18 protein-coding genes and 1 pseudogene are annotated in these 18627 nt (G+C 68.6%); 10 read left to right on the forward strand and 9 right to left on the reverse strand.

Features of this window, described 5'->3' with window-relative positions; translation table 11 throughout:
• Window positions 1-303: 303 nt before the first annotated feature.
• Window positions 304-903, reverse strand: a complete 600-nt coding sequence (locus ACSMFO_RS09070; protein ID WP_436457972.1) for a TetR/AcrR family transcriptional regulator C-terminal domain-containing protein — start codon at window positions 901-903, stop codon at window positions 304-306.
• 59 nt (window positions 904-962) lie between these two features.
• Between ACSMFO_RS09070 and ACSMFO_RS09075 the strand changes: the two genes are divergently transcribed.
• Complete coding sequence (locus tag ACSMFO_RS09075; protein WP_436457973.1) at window positions 963-1412, forward strand: hypothetical protein; 450 nt, start codon at window positions 963-965, stop codon at window positions 1410-1412.
• Here ACSMFO_RS09075 and ACSMFO_RS09080 read toward each other — a convergent pair.
• Window positions 1381-2643, reverse strand: a complete 1263-nt coding sequence (locus tag ACSMFO_RS09080; protein WP_436457974.1) for an ABC transporter substrate-binding protein — start codon at window positions 2641-2643, stop codon at window positions 1381-1383. The genes ACSMFO_RS09075 and ACSMFO_RS09080 overlap by 32 nt on opposite strands.
• Window positions 2644-2743: 100 nt before the next feature.
• Window positions 2744-4381 (reverse strand): long-chain fatty acid--CoA ligase, encoded by a 1638-nt coding sequence (locus tag ACSMFO_RS09085; protein WP_350582187.1) that lies wholly within the window; start codon window positions 4379-4381, stop codon window positions 2744-2746.
• A 450-nt stretch (window positions 4382-4831) separates the two neighbouring features.
• Here ACSMFO_RS09085 and mihF point away from each other — a divergent pair, with 450 nt between their 5' ends.
• Both mihF and ACSMFO_RS09095 read left to right on the forward strand, forming a co-directional pair.
• The gene (gene mihF / locus ACSMFO_RS09090; RefSeq protein ID WP_005155963.1) at window positions 4832-5143 is read left to right on the forward strand and encodes an integration host factor, actinobacterial type; all 312 of its coding nucleotides are present in this window, start codon (window positions 4832-4834) and stop codon (window positions 5141-5143) included.
• Between the two features lie 108 nt (window positions 5144-5251).
• Complete coding sequence (locus tag ACSMFO_RS09095) at window positions 5252-6400, forward strand: isochorismate synthase (RefSeq protein ID WP_436457976.1); 1149 nt, start codon at window positions 5252-5254, stop codon at window positions 6398-6400.
• Window positions 6401-6631: 231 nt separating this feature from the next.
• On the opposite strand, the gene ACSMFO_RS09100 is transcribed toward ACSMFO_RS09095, so the two are convergent.
• A complete protein-coding gene (locus ACSMFO_RS09100) occupies window positions 6632-7321 on the reverse strand; it encodes a 4'-phosphopantetheinyl transferase family protein (protein WP_436457978.1) in 690 nt (229 codons plus the stop codon).
• Window positions 7318-8659 (reverse strand): annotated as a pseudogene (locus ACSMFO_RS09105) (cation:dicarboxylate symporter family transporter). Before ACSMFO_RS09105 ends, ACSMFO_RS09100 begins: the two are co-directional and overlap by 4 nt.
• A gap of 126 nt (window positions 8660-8785) precedes the next feature.
• Here ACSMFO_RS09105 and ACSMFO_RS09110 point away from each other — a divergent pair.
• Window positions 8786-9955 (forward strand): acyl-CoA dehydrogenase family protein, encoded by a 1170-nt coding sequence (locus ACSMFO_RS09110; protein ID WP_016337452.1) that lies wholly within the window; start codon window positions 8786-8788, stop codon window positions 9953-9955.
• Between the two features lie 72 nt (window positions 9956-10027).
• On the opposite strand, the gene ACSMFO_RS09115 is transcribed toward ACSMFO_RS09110, so the two are convergent.
• From ACSMFO_RS09115 to ACSMFO_RS09130, 4 genes are read right to left on the reverse strand one after another with little or no spacing between them, the layout of a single operon-like run.
• Entirely contained in the window at window positions 10028-10354 is a 327-nt protein-coding gene (locus ACSMFO_RS09115) for a hypothetical protein (protein WP_038508013.1), read from the reverse strand.
• A 58-nt stretch (window positions 10355-10412) separates the two neighbouring features.
• The gene (locus tag ACSMFO_RS09120; protein WP_436457979.1) at window positions 10413-11054 is read right to left on the reverse strand and encodes a TetR/AcrR family transcriptional regulator; all 642 of its coding nucleotides are present in this window, start codon (window positions 11052-11054) and stop codon (window positions 10413-10415) included.
• Entirely contained in the window at window positions 11045-12589 is a 1545-nt protein-coding gene (locus ACSMFO_RS09125; RefSeq protein WP_436457981.1) for an ATP-dependent acyl-CoA ligase, read from the reverse strand. Before ACSMFO_RS09125 ends, ACSMFO_RS09120 begins: the two co-directional genes overlap by 10 nt.
• The gene (locus ACSMFO_RS09130; protein WP_037347954.1) at window positions 12586-13329 is read right to left on the reverse strand and encodes an enoyl-CoA hydratase/isomerase family protein; all 744 of its coding nucleotides are present in this window, start codon (window positions 13327-13329) and stop codon (window positions 12586-12588) included. The genes ACSMFO_RS09125 and ACSMFO_RS09130 overlap by 4 nt, the downstream gene beginning before the upstream one ends.
• A 47-nt stretch (window positions 13330-13376) precedes the next feature.
• Between ACSMFO_RS09130 and ACSMFO_RS09135 the strand changes: the two genes are divergently transcribed.
• The 6 genes from ACSMFO_RS09135 to ACSMFO_RS09160 all read left to right on the forward strand — a co-directional run bounded on the left by ACSMFO_RS09135 (window position 13377) and on the right by ACSMFO_RS09160 (window position 18609).
• Window positions 13377-14966, forward strand: coding sequence for an amidohydrolase (locus tag ACSMFO_RS09135; RefSeq protein WP_436457983.1), 1590 nt, complete (start codon window positions 13377-13379; stop codon window positions 14964-14966).
• A gap of 5 nt (window positions 14967-14971) precedes the next feature.
• Window positions 14972-15421 carry a GNAT family N-acetyltransferase gene (locus ACSMFO_RS09140; RefSeq protein WP_038508022.1) on the forward strand — a complete coding sequence of 150 codons (450 nt, stop codon included), beginning with the start codon at window positions 14972-14974 and terminating at the stop codon, window positions 15419-15421.
• A gap of 35 nt (window positions 15422-15456) precedes the next feature.
• On the forward strand, window positions 15457-16140 hold the full coding sequence (locus ACSMFO_RS09145; protein WP_037347949.1) for a metal-dependent transcriptional regulator: 684 nt from the start codon (window positions 15457-15459) through the stop codon (window positions 16138-16140).
• A gap of 167 nt (window positions 16141-16307) precedes the next feature.
• A complete protein-coding gene (locus tag ACSMFO_RS09150) occupies window positions 16308-16688 on the forward strand; it encodes a transcriptional regulator (RefSeq protein WP_037347947.1) in 381 nt (126 codons plus the stop codon).
• A gap of 9 nt (window positions 16689-16697) precedes the next feature.
• The gene (locus tag ACSMFO_RS09155) at window positions 16698-17756 is read left to right on the forward strand and encodes an alcohol dehydrogenase catalytic domain-containing protein (protein ID WP_436457986.1); all 1059 of its coding nucleotides are present in this window, start codon (window positions 16698-16700) and stop codon (window positions 17754-17756) included.
• A gap of 211 nt (window positions 17757-17967) precedes the next feature.
• Window positions 17968-18609 (forward strand): alpha-ketoglutarate-dependent dioxygenase AlkB family protein, encoded by a 642-nt coding sequence (locus ACSMFO_RS09160; RefSeq protein WP_436457988.1) that lies wholly within the window; start codon window positions 17968-17970, stop codon window positions 18607-18609.
• Window positions 18610-18627: the final 18 nt, after the last annotated feature.

Below are 18627 nucleotides of genomic sequence, written 5' to 3' on the forward strand. Positions count from 1 at the left end.
GGGAACGTGCGAACGTCGAGTGCCCCTGCTCCGCCCCGTGGTCAGCCACACCAAATCCAGTAGTGCTTAAGGTTCCTGCGCCCAACCTGAAACGCCACTCACGAGGTTTGCAGGGCCGAGTTCGACGGTGGTGCGTCGGGCGCGTTGGTGACGTGGCACCGCACTCACGTGATCGAGGCCGGAACTCGCGTGATCAGCGGCGGAACACCCCGAGTGCGGCATCCAGTCACGCGAGTCACGTCTCTGATCACGCGAGTCACGCCTTCGCTCACGCCGCGCCCTGTGCGACACGGCCGCCGGGAGCTACAGCCGGGCCGCGAGCCCTTCGAGGATCACCTCGACACCCAGCTCGAACAGCTCTTCGCCGCTCTGCCGCGCGAAAGCCGGCCCCAGCCTGCCCACATGCGGATAGGCCTCAAGCCGCGCGAGGAACCCTTCGTCCGGCTTCCGCGCGGGGAGAGTCTCGACCGACGCGAGTACGTGCGCCGTGAGCAGGCGCGAAATCCCGGCGGTGTCCTCTTCGGAGAAACCGGCCTCCAGCAGGATCCGCGCGGTCGTCTCGATATGGCCCAGCCGGTGCGGCCCGGTCGGCGGCCGCTCGCGCAGCAGCGCGGCCGAGTCCCGGTGACGCAGCAGCAGGGCGCGGAACTGGCGGAGCCCGCTCGCGAGCTGATCGCGCCACGGCAGCGATCCATCGATCTCGAAGGCGTCGGCGCAGATCGCCTCGGCGACGAGATCCAGCAGCTCAGCCTTGTCCTTCACGTGCCAGTACAGCGTCGGTGAGCTGACGCCGAGCTTCGCCGCCAGTCGCCGCGTCGTCAGCTCCGCGAGGCCGGCGTCGTCGAGCAGTTCGACGGCCGCCTCGGTGATCTTGGCGAGGTCGAGTGAGCCTTTGCGTGCCACCCGGCGGACTCTATCAGTGATAGATTTATCTCTATCGCTGATAGGGAACGGGGGAAGTGATGCTTTGGACACCGAAGATCCGCCTGGTCACGGTGCTCTGCTTGATCGTCTTCGTGCTCGGGACGACGCTGCAGAACTACGTGATCATCGACCTGGATCTGATCGAGGTGAGTATGCGGCTCAAGGGGGCCGACACCGCCGACGCGCCCACGTACCTGAGCGCGTTGCGGCTGGTGGGGAACGTCTTCATCGCCGGCAACGCCTTGGGACTGCTGGTGTGGTTCGGGTGGCGCTGGCTGTTCTGGCCGGTGCTCGCGTTCAACGTCGCCCAAGCCTTCGGCGTGTTCGTCGTGCCGTTCGAAGTGCACCGGGCGGCGATCGCCGAACACGGCTGGCCGGGCGTGCTGCCTTCGCTGGTCACCGACGGTGGCGCGGTGATCCTGTCGATCGTGCTGATCACCGCTTATGTGCGGTCGTTCAGGTGGAAAGGCGACCCAGTTCGGCTTTGACGGCCTCGACGGCGGCCTTCGTCTCGGTGGCCGGATCGGCGCCGTCGCGGGCGATCCGGCCCAGCGCGTCGACGAGCGCGGTGTTCGCCGCCGGTGTCCACAGTGGACCGGCGGCGCGCCCGTTCTCCTTGACCAGCTTCGTGGCGTCACCCGCCGCGGTGACCTTGTCGAGCACGCTCAGCCGCGCGGGCAGATGGAAACCGAACTTGGTGGCGAACTCCTGCTGGAAGTCGACGCGCTCAAGCCACAGCCATTTGACGAAATCCTTGGCGGCGTTGGGGTTCAGGCTCTTGGCGTGCACCATCGCGCTCAGCCCGCCGACCGGCACGGACGGCGCGCCCGCCGCGTCGAGCCGCGGGAAGGCCAGGACGCCGAAGTCGTCTTTCACGGTGTCCTGGATCTTCGGAAGGTTCCACAGCCAGGTCCACTGCATCGCGGTGATCCCGTCGATGAACGGGAGCGGGTCCGGCCAGTCCGTCGCGGCGCCCAGCAGCAGCGAACCGTTGAGCTCGTGGAGTTTCGCGAACGCCGTGGCGGTACGCGGATCGTCGAAGCCGACGGATTTCCCGTCCTTGACGTAGTCGAGCCCGGCCGACCACAGCAGCGGCCCGGCGAGCGCCGCCGCGCCCGCGTCGTTGCCGGCGAACAGTCCTTTGACGCCGTCCTTGGAGAGTTTCTTCGCCGCGTCGACGAGTTCGTCGAGCGTCTGCGGCGGCTGAACCCCGGCCTCCTGCAGGAAACTCTTGCGGTAGAAGAGGACTTGGGTGTCCAGCGCTTGCGGAATGCCGTAAGTCTTGCCGTCGACGGTTTGTGCGGCGAGCACCGAGGGGTTGAAGTCCCCGCGCACGGGCCCGATGACGTCGTCAAGCGGGACGAGGAGGTTCTGCCGGACCCGCTCGACGGTGACCTGGCCTTCGAAGACGTCCGGGACCGGTCCCGCCTGCAGCGCGGCGTTGAGTTTCGTTTCGTAGTCGTCGGGATTCCACTGCACCGCAACCTTGGACTTCTGGTACGCCGCCGCGTAGCGCGCGACGGCTTCCTGGACGCCCGCCTCGGGATACGGGTGGTACCACTGCGTGAGATCCACCGGTTTCGGTTTCGGCCTGGTCACCCCGGCGGAGTAGGCCGTCGAGGGTGGCGCGTTTCCTGTTTGGACGGTGTTGGACCCGCAGGCGGAGAGCACCGTCGTCCCCGCCAGCGCCAGGAACGTCCGCCTGCTTGTCTTACGCACCAACAAAACCCTTCGCCGAACGCCGTGAAGGCCATCTCCAGGGACCAGAGTCCCTCAAGATGGCCTTCACTGAAGCGCAGGCGCGCGGGAGATTAACCCGTTAGAGCTGACTGACGTCGAGTTTGCCTTCGGAGTGGAACGCCCGCAGCCGCTTCTTGTCGAACTTGCCGACACTGGTCTTCGGGACTTCGTCCACAAAGGTCCAATTCTCCGGAAGCTGCCACTTCGCGACCTTGTCGGCCAGGAACTCGCGCAGCTCTTCGGCCGTGACGCTCTGGCCCTCCTTGAGCACGACGGCGACCAGCGGGCGCTCGTCCCACTTCTCGTCGGGGATGCCGACCACGGCCGCCTCGGCCACCGCGGGATGCGCCATCACCTGGTTCTCCAGGTCCACCGACGAGATCCATTCGCCGCCGGACTTGATGACGTCCTTCGCGCGGTCGGTCAGCGTCAGGTAGCCGTCGGGGCTGATCTTGCCGACGTCGCCGGTGCGCAGCCAGCCGTCGTGGAACTTCTCCGGATCGGGCTCGTCACCGGCCTTGCCGCCGTAGTACGACGCCGCGATCCACGGGCCCTGAACTTCGAGCTCGCCGACACTTTCGTTGTCCCACGGCAGTTCCTCGCCGTTGTCGCCGATCAGCCTGGCGCTGACGGACGCCGGGAAGCGGCCTTGGGTGTAGCGGTAGTCCCACGCCTTCTCGCCGGTCGCGGAGGCGGGCGGACGCGCGACGCTGCCCAGCGGCGACGTCTCGGTCATGCCCCAGGCGTGCAGGATCGGCACGTTGTAGCGGTCTTCGAAGGCGTGCATCAGCGACGGCGGCGCCGCCGATCCGCCGACGACGACCTCGCGCAGATGCGAGATGTCCTGCGGGTTCGCGTCGAGGTGGGAGAGCAGGCCCTGCCAGATGGTCGGGACGGCCCCGGCGAAGGTCGGCTTCTCCGCGTCGAGCATCTGGGCGATCGGCGCCGGCTGGAGGAAGCGGTCCGGCATGAGCAGCGAGGCGCCGACCATCAAGGCCGCGTACGGCATGCCCCACGCCATCGCGTGGAACATCGGGACGATCGCGAGGGCCTTGTCGTGCTGGGCCAGCCGCATGCTGTCGGTCATCGTGACCTGCATCGAGTGCAGCCAGATCGACCGGTGGGAGTACGCGACGCCCTTCGGGTCACCCGTGGTGCCCGACGTGTAACACATCGCGGCGGCCGACCGCTCGTCCACCTCGGGCCAGTCGAAGGTGTCCGGCTGGCCGGCCAGCAGTTCGTCGTAGGAGTGCACCTGGACGCCGTCGGGCGCCGGGAGGGTGGAGGCGTCGCCGTTGGCCACGATGACGTGACGCACGGTCTTCAGCTCGGGCAGCTGCTTGGCCAGCAGCGGGACGAGCGTGCCGTCGACGATGACGACCTGGTCTTCGGCGTGGTTGGCGACGAAGACGAGCTGCTCGGGGAACAGCCGGATGTTCAGCGTGTGCAGGACCGCGCCCATCGCCGGGATGGCCAGGTACGCGGCCATGTGCTCGGCGTTGTTCCACATGAAGGTGCCGACGCGCTGGTCGCCGGTGATGCCGAGGCTCCGGAGCGCGTTCGCGAGCTTGGCGGCGTGTTTGCCGAGTTCGCCGTAGGTCTCGCGGCGGGCTTCTGAACCGGTCCAGGTGATGACTTCGCTCTCGGAGTGCACCGTGGTGCCGTGGCGGAGCAGCCTGCCCAGTGACAGCTGCCCGTCCTGCATCGTGCTCAACATCGCGTACTCCCGTGGTGCTCGTTCTCCGGTGAACTGGGGTTGCGCCGACTCTAATCCGGGAGGGGTGAACCGGTCAGTAACATCGCAGGCAACCGTTCGGTCACAGTGTCGCGCTAACGGGTGTTCGCCGGTTCGGGCCAAGATCATCAATAATTCGTATTTTTCTTACCATGAAACGAAAAATGGCTGACTGTGCGAAGTGGTGACATCGCTCATAAGGGTGATGAACGACGGTGAATCGCCGCTCGAACGGCGTGTTTCCGCAGGCTGGGGCGGGTTGCCCGTGGCGTGGTCGAGGGGTAATAAGTGCGTGTCGGTTTCACGGCCGAGGAACGGGTGGCGTTTACTGGAGCCGTGGTACAGAGACGGCTGGCCAGCGCTTGCTCTCGCAAGCATGGTTAAAGGCCGTCGGCCGCGAAAGCGGAGACCTGAGATGAAAGGACTACTACGTTGGCTCTGCCCACGTTGACTCCGGAGCAGCGCGCCGATGCCCTCGCCAAGGCGGCTGAGGCTCGCAAAGCGCGCTCCGAGCTGCTTGCGTCGATCAAGTCCGGCAAGGAGAGCATCGACAAGGTGCTCAAGCAGGCCAAGGAGAACAAGACCATCGGCAAGACGAAGGTCACGCAGCTGCTGAAGGCCGTGCCCGGCCTGGGCGCGGTCAAGGTCGCCGCCCTGCTGGAGCAGGCCGGCATCGACCCCGACCGGCGTGCCGCCGGCCTGGGCGAGCGGCAGCGCGAGGCCCTTCTCGAGGCGCTGAAGTAACGGCTTCCGCCCAGGTCACGGGCTGTCCGGGGGAAGGTGTTGCCTGAGAGGCTGTTGCCCGGGCAACACTTTCCCCTGGTCTCAGCCGGAGCCTGGGACGCTGGTGGGGTGACGACCAGTACCGCACCGGCGACCCCGGCAGACCTGGCCGCCCGCTACGAGCGGGGCGACTTCCTCCTGGCCACGGCACGGCACGCGCTCCTCGCGAGCGGGGCCGTGGCCACCGCGACCGACACCGAGCCGTCGCGGCTGTCCGGGGCGCTCCCCGGGCTGTTCACCGACTCGGGTGCTTCGATCGCGGTCGGTGTGCTGCCCTTCGACACCAGTGACACCACGTCGACACCGGGGCATCTGGTGCTCCCGCGCGCGGTCCACCGCGCGTCGTCCGACCATGCGGCCGTCCCGCCGCGCACCTCGCTCCCGCGGCCGGTCAAGGTCACTTCCGTGCCCGAGCCGGAGGCCCATCTTGCCGCCGTCCGTGCGGCCGTCGCGGCGCTGAGCGACCGTGACCTGCGCAAAGTCGTCCTGGCCCGCGCTCTCGATCTCGACTTCGACGAGGCCGTCCCGGTCGCCGAAGTCGTCCGGAACCTGGCGAACGGGAACCCCCGGCACACCACGTACGCCGCGCAGCTGCCCGACGGGCGCACGCTGGTCGGCGCGACCCCCGAACTCCTGCTCTCCCGCACCGGCCGTGCCGTCGTGTCCCGGCCGCATGCCGGGTCGATGCCCCGGTCGGCGGACCCGGCGATCGACAAGGCGAACGGTGAGGCGTTGCTGGCGTCCGAAAAGGACCACGTCGAGCACGCCGTCGTGGTGGAGTCCGTCGTCGAGATCCTGCGGCCGTTCTGCCGCACGCTCGACGTCCGCGGCCCCGAGCTGGTCTCGACGCCGGCGATCTGGCATCTGTCGACGACGGTCACCGGCGAGCTGATCGACCAGGACGTCACCGCGCTGGACCTCGCCGCCGCGTTGCATCCGACGCCCGCGATCTGCGGCACGCCGACCGATGCCGCCCGCTCGCTGGTCCAGGAGCTGGAGCCGTTCGACCGCGCGTACTACGCGGGCGCCGTCGGCTGGGTCGACGCGGCGGGGGACGGCGAGTGGGCCGTCGGGATCCGGTGCGCGGAGATCGCCGACACCTCGATGCGGCTGTACGCCGGCGGCGGCATCGTGCCCGCCTCCGACCCGCGGACCGAACTCGACGAGACGTCGGCGAAGTTCCGCACCCTGCTGGCCGCGATGGGCCTGGAGATCTGACGCGTTTCGTCCTCTGAATGCGGTCCTTGAGCGGGCAACTACCGCATTCAGAGGACGAAACGCGGGAGGTCAGGAGGCTCGGTACGTGAAGGCCTCCTTCACTGCGCTAGACGCAGCGAAGGGGGCCTTCGCGTACTTGGGAAGGGGCCTTCGCGCGCCGCCGGTGTTACTGGGCGGCGATCTCGCGTGATTGGAGGGCGAACACGTGTGATTGGGCGGCGAACAGCACGGTCAGAGGGGGGCGAAGTCTTCGGTGACCGAGATGTCCTCCGAGGTGATCAGCGCGACGGCGGCCCGGTAGCCCTCGGTCGCCTTCAGGTCCGCGAGCCGGGTCCGGTCCGGGTCGAGGGCCTCGTGGGTCGACCGGACCAGCCTCGCCTGCTCGTCGTAGCCGGAGAACGTGATGCTCTGCAGCGGGATCTTGAGGCCCTTCCCGGTGGCCTTCATGACCGCTTCCTTGCGCGTCCAGTAGGTGAAGAACGCCGTCGCGCGCTGCTCGTCGGAGAGCCCGGAGATCGCGGCCAGCTCGGCCGGGGTCAGCGCGTACTCCATGAGCGAGTCCTCGGCCCGCCTGGTGGCCGTCTCGACGTCGAGGCCGACCGGGGTGCCCGCGGTGGCCGCGACGCCGATGAGGTCGCCGGAATGCGAGATCGACAGCATCAGCGGCGCGCCGGGGACCTTGGGCCGTCCGTGCGGTTTGCCGCAGTCTTCGCAGGTCGCGTCGAAGCTCACGGTCTCGACGGCCAGGCCGAGCCGCTCGGCGGCGACGGTCTTCGCCAGCACCCGGCCGGTCAGGAACCGGCGTTTGTCGATGTCCTGGCGGTAGTTCGCGTACCGGCCTTGTTCCGGCTCGTCGAGCAGGGCCAGGAACCGGGGTTCAGCGGGCAGGGGCTCCGACCAGCGGACCGCGCATTCGATCACGTCTCATTCTTACCTGATTCCACGGTCGCCTCACTCGCGTTTTCGTCGAGCAAGGTCGCTTCGTCGAACGGTGACTCGCCGTTCAGCGTACGGTCGAGCTGCTCCCGGTCGATCTCGTTGGTCCAGGTGCCGATCAGCACGGTCGCGACGGCGTTGCCCGCGAAGTTCGTCAGCGCGCGGGCCTCGGACATGAACCGGTCGATGCCGACGATGAACCCGACGCCGTCGACCAGTTCCGGCCGATGCGACGACAGCCCGCCCGCCAGCGTCGCGAGCCCCGCGCCGGTGACCCCGGCCGCACCCTTCGACGCGATGATCATGAACACCAGCAACGAGATCTGCTCGCCGATGGTCAGCGGTTTGTCGAGCGCGTCCGCGATGAAGATGGACGCCATCGTCAGGTAGATCGCGGTGCCGTCGAGGTTGAACGAGTACCCGGTCGGCACGGTGATGCCGACGACCGGTTTGGAGACGCCGGCGTGCTCCATCTTCGCGATCAGCCGCGGCAGCGCCGACTCCGACGACGACGTCGACAGGATCAGCAGGAACTCGCGGCCGAGGTATTTCAGCAGCTTGAAGATGTTGACCCTGGCGAACACGCCGATGATCAGCCCGAGCACCACGAACACGAACAACCCGCAGGTGATGTAGAAGCCGAGCATGATCACCGCGAGGCTCTGCAGTGCCTTCCAGCCGGTCTCGCCGACTACGGCGGCGATCGCGCCGAACGCGCCGACCGGGGCCGCCCACATGATCATCGCCAGGATCCGGAACACGAGCCGCTGGATGTGCTCGATGCCGCGGCGGATCGGCTCGCCCTTGGTGCCCAGTTTCTGCAGCGCGAACCCGGCGAGCAGCGCGGACCAGCAGCGTCTGCAGCACCTCGCCCTCGGTGAACGCCGAGACCAGCGTCTTCGGGATGATCCCGAGCAGGAACTCGACGGTGCCCTCGCTCTTGGCGATCTGGTCCTGTCCCTTTTCGGCGATCTCGGGGGTCAGGTGCAGGCCGGTACCGGGCTGCAGGATGTTGCCGACGACCAGGCCGATGACCAGCGCGACCGTCGACATGATCAGGAAGTAGCCGATCGCGAGCCCGCCGACGCGGCCGACCTTCGCGGCCTTCGCCACCGAGCCGACGCCGAGCGCGATCGTGCAGAAGATGATCGGCGAGATCATCATCTTGATCAGGTTCACGAAACCGGTCCCGAGCGGCTTCAGTTCCTTGCCGACCTCTGGGAACAGGATGCCGACCGCGATGCCGAGCCCCACCGCCGCGATGACGGCTATGTAGAGGTAGTGGGTGCGATCCCGCTTCGTCGCGGGTGCTGCCGTGCTCATGGGTGCCCTTCGACGAGACGGGAACAGGTTGCGAAAACTTATGACAACTCCTCGGCTAACGACAACCGAAGCGGTACGCTGAACTAAGCGAGCGCTTAGTCACTGTCGAACAGGAGCGGGCTGACCATGGATTTCTCTCTGAGCGTCGAGGAACGCGAGGTGCGCGACTGGGTCCGCACGTTCGTCCAGCGCGACCTCATGCCGCGTGAGCAGGAGGTGCTGCGCCGCGAACGCGCCGGTCAGCCCGGCCTGACCGGCGACGAGCTGCGCGAGCTGCAGCTGAAGGCCAAGGAGTCCGGGTTCTGGGGTGTGCAGACGCCGGAGGAGTACGGCGGCATGGGCCTGTCCGCGGTGATGACCGCGCTGCTGGAGGCCGAACTCGGCCGCACGTTCGTGCCGTTCCGCTTCGGCGGCGCGGCGGACAACATCCTGTACTACGCCAACGACGAGCAGAAGGAGCGCTACCTGCTCCCGACGATCTCGGGCGAGCGCAAATCGTGTTTCGCGATCACCGAACCCGGTGCGGGTTCGGACGCCAAGGCCATCCGGACCTCCGCCCGCAAGGACGGCACCGACTGGGTCATCAACGGCGAGAAGACCTTCATCACCGGCGGTAACGAGGCCGACTTCGTGATGGTCTTCGCGATCACCGATCCGGAGAAGGGCGCGAACGGCGGCGTCACCTGCTTCCTCGTCGACCGTGACGCGGGCTGGAAGTCCGAATACATCGACACCATGGGCGAATGGGGTCCGGCGGCGCTGGTCTTCGAGGACGTCCGCGTGCCGGAGACGCAGATCCTCGGCGAGCTCGGCCACGGGTTCGACCTGGCCATGCAGTGGATCGGGGCGGGCCGCTACCTGCTGCCCGCCCGCGCCATCGGCTCCTGTGAGCGGCTGATCTCGATGGCCATCGAGCACGCCAACACGCGGGAGACGTTCGGGCAGAAGATCGCCGAGCGCCAGGCCATCCAGTGGATGATCGCGGATTCCGGCACCGAACTGGAGGCACTGCGCTGGCTGGTGCTGCACGCCGCCTGGCAGGTCGACCAGAAGCTGGACTCGCGGCACGCGCAGTCGATGGCGAAGCTGTACGGCGGGGTGAAGGCGAACGAGATCGTCGACCGCGTCCTGCAGATCCACGGCGGAATGGGCTACACGCGGGAACTGCCGGTCGAGCGGTGGTATCGCGAACTGCGGCTGCTGCGGATCTACGAGGGCACCGACGAGATCCAGCGCCGGACCATCGCGCGCAACCTGCTCAAGGGGCACGTCAAGGTCGGCGGCACGCTGGGCTGACGCTCGCCCGTGCAATGAAAGGTCCTTTCCTGGCGAAATTCGCCAGGAAAGGACCTTTCATTGCGTCGGCCTCTAGTCGTCCTTCTGGTTCCGCATCGCGATCGGGACCCCGGCCAGGTCCTCCTCGTTGCAGAGAAGTTTCACATCGTAGTAGGGCGAACCCTTGCGGTCGTCATAGTCGAGATGGACGGCCAGCACATCGACCGGTTCCCCGAGCCACTCCTGAGCCTGGCGTAGCCATGTCGCGCACCGTTCGAGCGCCGTGGGCAGGTCGTCGTCGCGGAAGCCCACCGGGCGGTAGGGGACGTCCTGCACCTGATCACGGGGGTTCGAAGGCACCGGCAACGCCGGCGAGAGACCCGAGTCGTCCAGTTCGAGTTGGATCGTTTGCTCAGTCACCCTTCGAGCGTCCCCCAGAGAAGCCGTCTGAGCAAGGCGTACATGCCTAAAGTCGCCGCTAAACGGGCACTCGCCACACTCCCGAGACCACTTCACGGCAGTTTTGCAACGCCGTGACGTCCAGCTGCCGTTCGCAGGCGAGCGCCCGCAGTGCCAATCCGGCGTAATGGGCGGCCAGTTGATCCAGGGTGAGCGGCCCCGCCGGCGAATACCAGCGCGCGACCCCGCTGCACATCTCCACCAGCGCGAGCCGGGTGACCGACGGCTGGTCGGTGTGGAAGACGCCGGCCGCGACACCGTCTTCGATGGCGTCCGCCCACAGCTTTTCGTAGCCGTCGCGCAGCCCCACCACTTCGGCCCTGGCGCCCGCGGTGAGCGCGTGGACCTCGTTGTCGACCACGCGTGTGTCGTCCGGCTGGATGGCGTGTGCGAGCACGTGCAGTGCCACCAGGGATCCGAGCCGTGACACGGGATCGGTGAGCCCGGCGGTCGCCTGCTCGGCCGCGTCGGACAGGCGCCGCAGCGACTCGTTCATGATGGCGACCAGCAGGTCCTCTTTGGTGCCCATGTAGTGGTACAGGCTGGCGGAGGACAGCTCCGCCTCCTGGGCCAGATCCCGGATGCCGGTGCCGTGGAACCCCTTGGTGGCGAACAGTTTCACCGCCGCCTGGCGGACCCGTTCGCGGGTGGTCAGAGCCATGTCTCGGTGGCCCTGTCCCAAGAACCGGCGCGGAGGTCTTCCGCCTTCTTGAGCTCGCCCTTCGCGACCCGTTCCGACGGTGTCATCGGCAGTTCCGTGACGATGGTCCAGAACCGGGGGACCTTGAAGTAGGCCAGCTTCGCCGAACAGAACTCCGCCAGCTCGGCCGGTTCGCACCGGTGACCCTCGTTCTCGTCGAGGACGAGGTACGCCTTGACTTCCTCACCGCGGATGTCGTCCGGCACCGCGATGACGGCGGCGAGCTTGACCGCGGGATGCAGCTGCAGCGCCCGCTCGACCTCGTCGGCGGAGATGTTCTCCCCGCTGCGGCGGATCATGTCCTTGGTGCGGCCCACGTAGTACACGCGGCCTTCGCCGTCCATTGTGGCCAGATCACCGGTGTGGAACCAGCCGCCGTCGAAGGCGCGCCTGGTCGCTTCGGAATCGTCGTGGTAGCCGTGCATCAGGCCGACGCCGCGGATCAGCAGCTCGCCGGTTTCCCCGCGCGGCAGCGGTTTCCCGTCCTCGTCCGCGATCATCACCTCGCGGGTCGGCGCGGGCCTGCCGAGGCAGCCGGTGCCGACGGTCTCCTCGTGATCGGCCGGGTACATCCGGATGTCGCCGCCGGTCTCGGTCATGCCGAAGGCCTCGAACCACGGCGCGCCCCAGCGTGCTTCGAGCGCGGCGTGCAGGTCGCGCGGGATGGCCGAAGCGCAGATCGCGCGGACCTGATGCGCCTTGTCGAGCTCGCTCTCCGGCTGGCGCAGCAGCAGGGTGGGCATCAGGCCTAGGCAGTAGAACCAGGTGACCCCGTGCTCGCGGATCTTCTCCCAGAACGTCGACGGGTGGAAGCGGTCGAGCACCACCAGCGTCGCGCCGCCCGCGAGCCCCAGCGCCACGTTCCACTGTGGATCGATGTAGTGGAAAGGTTGCGCGGTCAGGATGACGTCGTCCGTGCCGACCGACGGGTAGTCCGTGGCCAGGCTGATCGCCAGTGTCGTCCAATACCTGTTCGGCAACACGCAGCCCTTGGGGGCGCCCGTGGTGCCCGAGGTGTACTGGATGTTGACCGGGCGTTCGCCTTCGCTCGCGAATTTCGGGACACTCCCGGAGCCGGTGAGTTCGCCGGGCGTGAGCACGCGTTCCAGCGAGGTCTCCGGGGCGATCTTGCCCAGCAGCTCCAGGAATTCCTCGGCGACGACGGCGAACCTGGCGCCGGAATGCCGCAGTACGTGGGCGCCGTCGAACTCGCGGTATCCGGTGTTGACCGGGACGAGCACCCCGCCGATCTTGGCCAGGGCCAGCCACAGCAACGGGAATTCGGGCTGGTTGCGCAGCATCACCGCGACCCGGTCGCCCGGTGTCACGCCGAGGTCGAGCAGCGCGCGGGCGAGCTCCGTGCTGCGTGCGTCGACGTCGGCGAACGTGAAGCTTTCCCCTGCCGAGTCGAAGATCCACGCCGTCCTGTCCGGCCAGAGCGCGGCGGCCCTCGTGGTCAGGCCGGAGAGGGTGTCGATCCCGGCGAGCGAGGTCATGACCGGCTCCGGAAGGCCTCGGACGAAGCGGCGACCTCGGCGGAGTGCTCGGTGATCAGCGCGTGGCTGACTTCGAGTTCGAGCGCGGCTTCGAGCGAGCTGTCGATGCCGGAATCGAGGGCGCGTTTGGCCATCGTGGCCGCGGCGGCCGGGTGGGAGGCGATCTTGGCGGCCCACGCGAGCGCGGTGTCCATCAGGTCGTCGGCGGGTACGGCGGCGTTGACCAGGCCGAGTTCGTACGCCTCGGTGCCGCTCACGCGTTCGCCCAGCAGGAGGAGTTCCTTGGCCTTCAGCGGGCCGACCAGCAGCGGCAGCAACCGCGACGCCGCACCCGTGACACTCAGGCCCAGGGAGACCTCGGGGAAGGCGAACACCGCGTCTTCGGCGGCGAGGATCAGGTCGCAGCCCATCGCGAACTCCGCGCCCGCGCCGATCGCGTAACCGTGGACGGCGGCGATGACGGGCTGGCGGAGGCCGCGAAGGCGCCGTGTCACGTCCTGTAGCCGGTCGAGTCGCGGGCGTGAATCGCCCTCGGGGGTGGGTTCCTTGAGGTCGTGACCGGCGCAGAAGGCACGTCCGCGACCGGCGAGCACGACGGCGCGCGCGTCCGACTTGGCGGCCGCGTCGAGCGCCTCCAGCAGGTCGTCGACCAGTTCGGCGACCACCGCGTTCAGCCGTTCGGGGCGGTTCAGCCAGATCACAGCGATTCCGTCGTCGAGTGCGTAGTCCACGGTGCTCATGACGCCGAGCCTAGACGACCGATCGATCGATCGATAGAGTCGAAATCATGCGGGTCGACACGGTCTACGAGAACGCCCGGTTCCTCACCGGAACGGGGGAATCCGTAGCACTTGCTGCGCTGCGCGGACGAATTGTGGCGTTAGGTCATGATGCGGCCGCGCTTTCCGCGAAGCGCCGCGTGGACCTCGGTGGCTCGGTGGTGGTGCCCGGATTCCACGACGCGCACAACCACATGGCCTGGTTCGGCATGGCGCTCGACGACGTCGCCCTTTCGGATTGCCGCAGCGTCGACGAGGTGTACGACGCCGTCGCGCGGCGCGCGGCCGAAACCCCGCCGGGCGGCTGGATCATCGGCAGTGGCTACGACCAGAACAAGCTCGTGGGCGGTCATCCGACGAGGCAGGGCCTCGACCGGGCCGCCCCCGGGCACCTCGTGCGGCTCAAGCACACGTCCGGGCACATGACCGTGGTCAATTCGGCGGTGCTGGAGCAACTCGATCTGGGCAACGTGCCCGTCGGCGGTGACGTCGTCCGAGACGAGGACGGTTCGCCGACCGGGCTCTTACGGGAGCAGGCCCAGCTCATGCTGCGGCCGCTGACCTATCCGACGCCGGTCGAGCGGGTCGTCCGCGGGCTGGACCGGGCGAGTGAGCGCTACCTGGCCGAGGGCATCACGAGCGTCCAGGAGGCCGGGATCGGCGGGGGTCTCGTGGGGGAGACCCCCGCCGAACTGGCCGCGTACCAGCTGGCGCGCGAACGCGGGGTGCTGCGGGTGCGGAGCACGGTGATGGTCGCGGCGAGCGTGCTCCACGACCTTGATGCGGGTGCTGGCTTCGGCCTGGACCTGGGGATGCGCACCGGTTTCGGCGACGAATGGCTGCGGATCGGCGCGATGAAGCTGTTCGCCGACGGCTCGCTGATCGGCCGCACCTGCGCGATGCACGAGCCGTTCGCCGGCGAAACGGACAACGTCGGCTACTTCCAGGTGCCCGAGGACGAGATCGCGCGGACGATCGCCGCCGCGCACAAGGCGGGCTGGCAGATCGCGACGCACGCCATCGGCGACCGCGCGATCACCGTCGTCCTCGACGCCTACGAAGCCGCGCTGAAGGCCGATCCGCGTCCCGGCCACCGGCACCGCATCGAGCACTGCGCGGTGCTGCGGCCCGAGGAACTGAAGCGGCTGGCGTCGCTGGGGCTGATCGCCTCGCCGCAGGGCCGGTTCGTCAACGAGATCGGCGACGGGATGCGGGCCGCCCTCGGCCCCGAACGCGAGCCGTGGTGCTACCGGCTCAAGACCCTGCTCGACGCGGGATGCGTGCTGCCCGCCAGTTCGGACCGCCCGGTCGTCGAGGGCGCGCCGCTGCTCGCGCTGGCCGACATGGTGCGGCGGAAGACCGCGTCCGGGGTGGTGCTGGGTCCCGATGAGCGGCTCACCCCCGCCGAAGCCCTGCGCGCGTACACCTACGGATCCGCGTACGCCGCTTTCGCCGAGAAGGACCTGGGCACACTGGAGGTCGGCAAGCTCGCGGACTTCGCCGTCCTCTCGGCCGACCCGACCGACGAGTCCACTTTGGATTCGATCCACGTCGTCGCCACCGCCGTCGGCGGCGACATCGTCTACGAACGGAGCTGAGACCCATGCCGGTGCGGGACGCGGTCGCGGACGACATCGAGGAGATCTGCGCGCTCATCGAGGAGCACGCGGTCTACGAGGACAAACACGATCTGAAGCTCGACAGGCAGGAGATGGCCGGGTTCCTCTTCGGGCCCGATCCGAAGGCCTGGGTGCTGCTGGCCACCCCGCCGGACGAGCCGGGCAAGGTCGCGGGCTTCGCCTTCTGCAGCTGGAACTTCTCCACCTGGGAGGCCAGGCCGGGGATCTGGCTCGACGACCTCTTCGTGCGCCCCGAGCACCGGCGTTTCGGCCTCGGACGGGAGCTGCTCGACGAGCTGAGCGCGCGGACCCCCGGCCGGGTCGAATGGGACATGCAGGAGGGCAACGAGAAGGGCGAGGCGTTCTACGCCCAGCTCGGCGCCGACCCGGTCCCCGGCTGGATCCGGTACCGCTGGCGGCCGCACGCTGGGTGATCCGCGACCGGGCGGCAAGCCGTAAACTCGCATCCATGGGTGAAGGGGCAAGTCGCAGGTCGTCGTCCGTGGAGGACTACGTCCGGGTGATCTACGGGCTGGTGGAGCGCGGCGAGGCCGTCACCAACACGTCGCTGGCCGGACGGCTGGAGGTCAGCCCGTCCTCGGCGTCCGGCATGGTCACCAAACTGTCCCAGCTGGGGCTGGTCGCGCACGTCCCGTACCGCGGGATCGAGCTGACCACCGAGGGCAGGCTGCTGGCCCGCTCGGTGCTCCGCCGCCACCGGCTGATCGAGACCTACCTGGTGTCCGAACTCGGCTACACCTGGGACGAGGTGCACTCGGAGGCCGACGCGCTCGAACACGCGGTGTCGGACAGGCTCGTCGAGCGGATCGCGGCGAAGCTCGGCAACCCGATGCGCGACCCGCACGGCGACCCCATCCCCGCCCCCGACGGCAGCGTCGAGGAGATGCCGATGCGCATCCTCGACGACCTCCCGCCCGGCGCGGTCGGCGAGATCGTCCGCGTCTGGGACACCGATCCGGAACTCCTGCGCTACCTGACCGAGCATTCGATCGGCCTCGGCGAACGGATCGAGGTCGTCGAGCGCCAGCCGTTCGGCGGCCCCATGGTGGTCAAGGTCGGCTCGCCGCCCGACGCGGCCACCCACGCGATCGGCAAGGAGATCGCACAAGCCCTGTCGGTCGCCCTGCGCTGAATCTTGTCCACTGTGGACCGGTATCGGCCGGGGTGGGAATTTTCCTACGTCTCTGCATAATTACGTCACCCGCCTGCCACGCCGATAGGTGATCTAAGGCCCTTCCGATCATGTGTCCCCCCGCCTAGGCTGCGCATTTCCGGGTGGCTAGCGAGCGTGCGAAGGCGATGAAGATGACCGGTCAGCGGACACACACCATCGACCGGGGGGTGGCGGAAGGACGTGAACTCAGGCGGCTTTTGGAGACCGGGCCGTTCGCGGACGCCCTCAGGGCCGCGATCAGGGCGAGGGGCCTCGGGCTCGATCGGATCCGGTACCGGCTGAGGGGACGGGGGTGTTCGGTCAGCCTCGCGACCCTGAGCCATTGGCAGTCGGGACGCTGCCGCCCCGAACGGCCGGAATCCCTGCTGGTGCTCAAGAATCTCGAGGAGGTACTCGGGGTGCCGCCGGAGTCGCTGTCGCGGCTTCTCGGGCCGCCGCGCGGGCGGGCGGCCCGGTGTACGGTGCCCGGCGAGGGCCTCGTGATGCCGAGAGGCCGGGACACTTAGGGAGCGCGAGTGCGGGCGGTCGTCTTCGAGGAGTTCGGGGTGCTGCCCGAGGTACGCGAGGTGCCGGATCCGGTCGCGCCGCCGGGCGGGGTGGTGATCGCCGTCGAGGCGACCGGGGTGTGCCGCAGCGACTGGCACTCCTGGCAGGGGCACGACACGTCGGTGAAGCTGCCGCACGTCGCCGGGCACGAACTCGCCGGCCGGATCGCGTCGCTCGGCGAGGGCGTCCGGGGCTGGTCGGCGGGCGACCGGGTGACCGTGCCGTTCGTCTGCGCGTGCGGCACCTGTGCCCAGTGTGCCGCCGGTGACCAGCAGATCTGCGACCGCGAGTTCCAGCCGGGCGCGACCCACTGGGGTTCGTTCGCCGAGTACGTGGCCATCGAAAACGCCGAGGTCAACCTCGTCGCACTCCCGGACTCGCTGTCCGCTGCCGAGGCGGCGGCGCTGGGGTGCCGCTTCGGAACGGCGTTCCGGGCCGTGCTGCGCCAGGGCGGCGTCCGGCCGGGGCAGTGGGTCGCGGTCTACGGCTGCGGTGGCGTCGGCGTCTCGTCGATCCTGCTGGCCGTCGCGGCCGGTGCGTCCGTCGTCGCCGTCGACCCGTCCCCGCAGGCCAGGGCGCTGGCGACGCGTATGGGGGCCGCTTTGGTCGTCGATCCCTCGGCGTTCGAGGGCCACGAAGCCGTCGCCCTCCATGTCCGGGAGCTGACCGGCGGCGGCGCGCACGTCTCACTCGACTGCCTCGGCTCGCCGACCACCTGCGCCGCCTCGATCGGGAGCCTCCGCAAACGCGGACGGCACGTCCAGGCCGGTCTGATGCCGCCCGCTCAGGGCATCGCGCCGATCCCGATGCACCGGGTGATCGGCGGGGAACTGGAGATCGTCGGCATCCACGGCCTGCAGGCGCACGAGTACCCCGAGATGCTGCGGGTGGTGGAGACGGCCGGGATCGACCTCGAAGGCATGATCGGCAAGCGGGTCGGCCTCGACGACGTCCCCGCGGTGCTCGCGGAGATGAACGATCCGGTACCCGCGCGGGCCGGGGTGACCGTGGTCGAATTCGCACAGTGACCGGGTGAACGCGTTACGGTCAACCGGCCGATCGGAGTAGTCCGAAAGGTGGCTTCCGCGGCCGCTTTGTGGCAGCTTGCTTGGCCGTGACAGTCATGGATGCCCCGGTGGGGCCACGATTCGGCCGTCGCGTGCTGCGCTGGTTCAGCACGGCCGGTGTCATGGTGCGGGGCCACCGGATCATCGGCGCGCGCCCTGGCAGACTCGACGTGTGGACGCGCTGATCCCCCGACCGCGGACCGAAATCGCGCCCGGCGCGGTGCATGTCCCGGACTGGCTCGACCTCGACGGGCAACGACGCCTGGTCGAAGCCTGCCGCGGCTGGCGCGGTTACCGGCGGACGCGGCTGCCGAACGGCGGCGTCATGTCGGTGCGGACGGTCTGTCTCGGCTGGCACTGGCATCCGTACCGGTACGCGAAGGTGACCGACGACGGCTCCCCGGTGCTTCCATTTCCTTCGTGGCTGGGAGACCTGGGGCGACGGGCGGTTTCGGCCGCTTATGGTCCGACGTCGTACGAGCCGGACATCGCGCTGGTGAACTTCTACGACTCCGCCGCGAAAATGGGGCAGCATCAGGACAAGGACGAGGCTTCGCTGGAGCCCGTGGTGTCGCTGAGTCTCGGGGACGCCTGCGTCTTCCGGTTCGGGAACACGACCGATCGCGGGCGGCCCTATACGGATGTGGATCTGCGCTCGGGGGATCTGTTCGTGTTCGGCGGGGAGTCGCGGCTGGCCTTCCACGGAGTGCCCCGGGTGTTGCCGGGGACGGCTGATCCGGCGCTGGGTCTGGTGGGGCGATTGAACATCACCTTGCGGGTTTCGGGCCTCGTGAGCGGTAAGGACGGTTATTGAGGGGCAAGGCACAGGTGG

The sequence above is a fragment of the Amycolatopsis sp. w19 genome (genome assembly GCF_051373225.1).
In the GTDB taxonomy this organism is placed as follows: domain Bacteria; phylum Actinomycetota; class Actinomycetes; order Mycobacteriales; family Pseudonocardiaceae; genus Amycolatopsis; species Amycolatopsis japonica.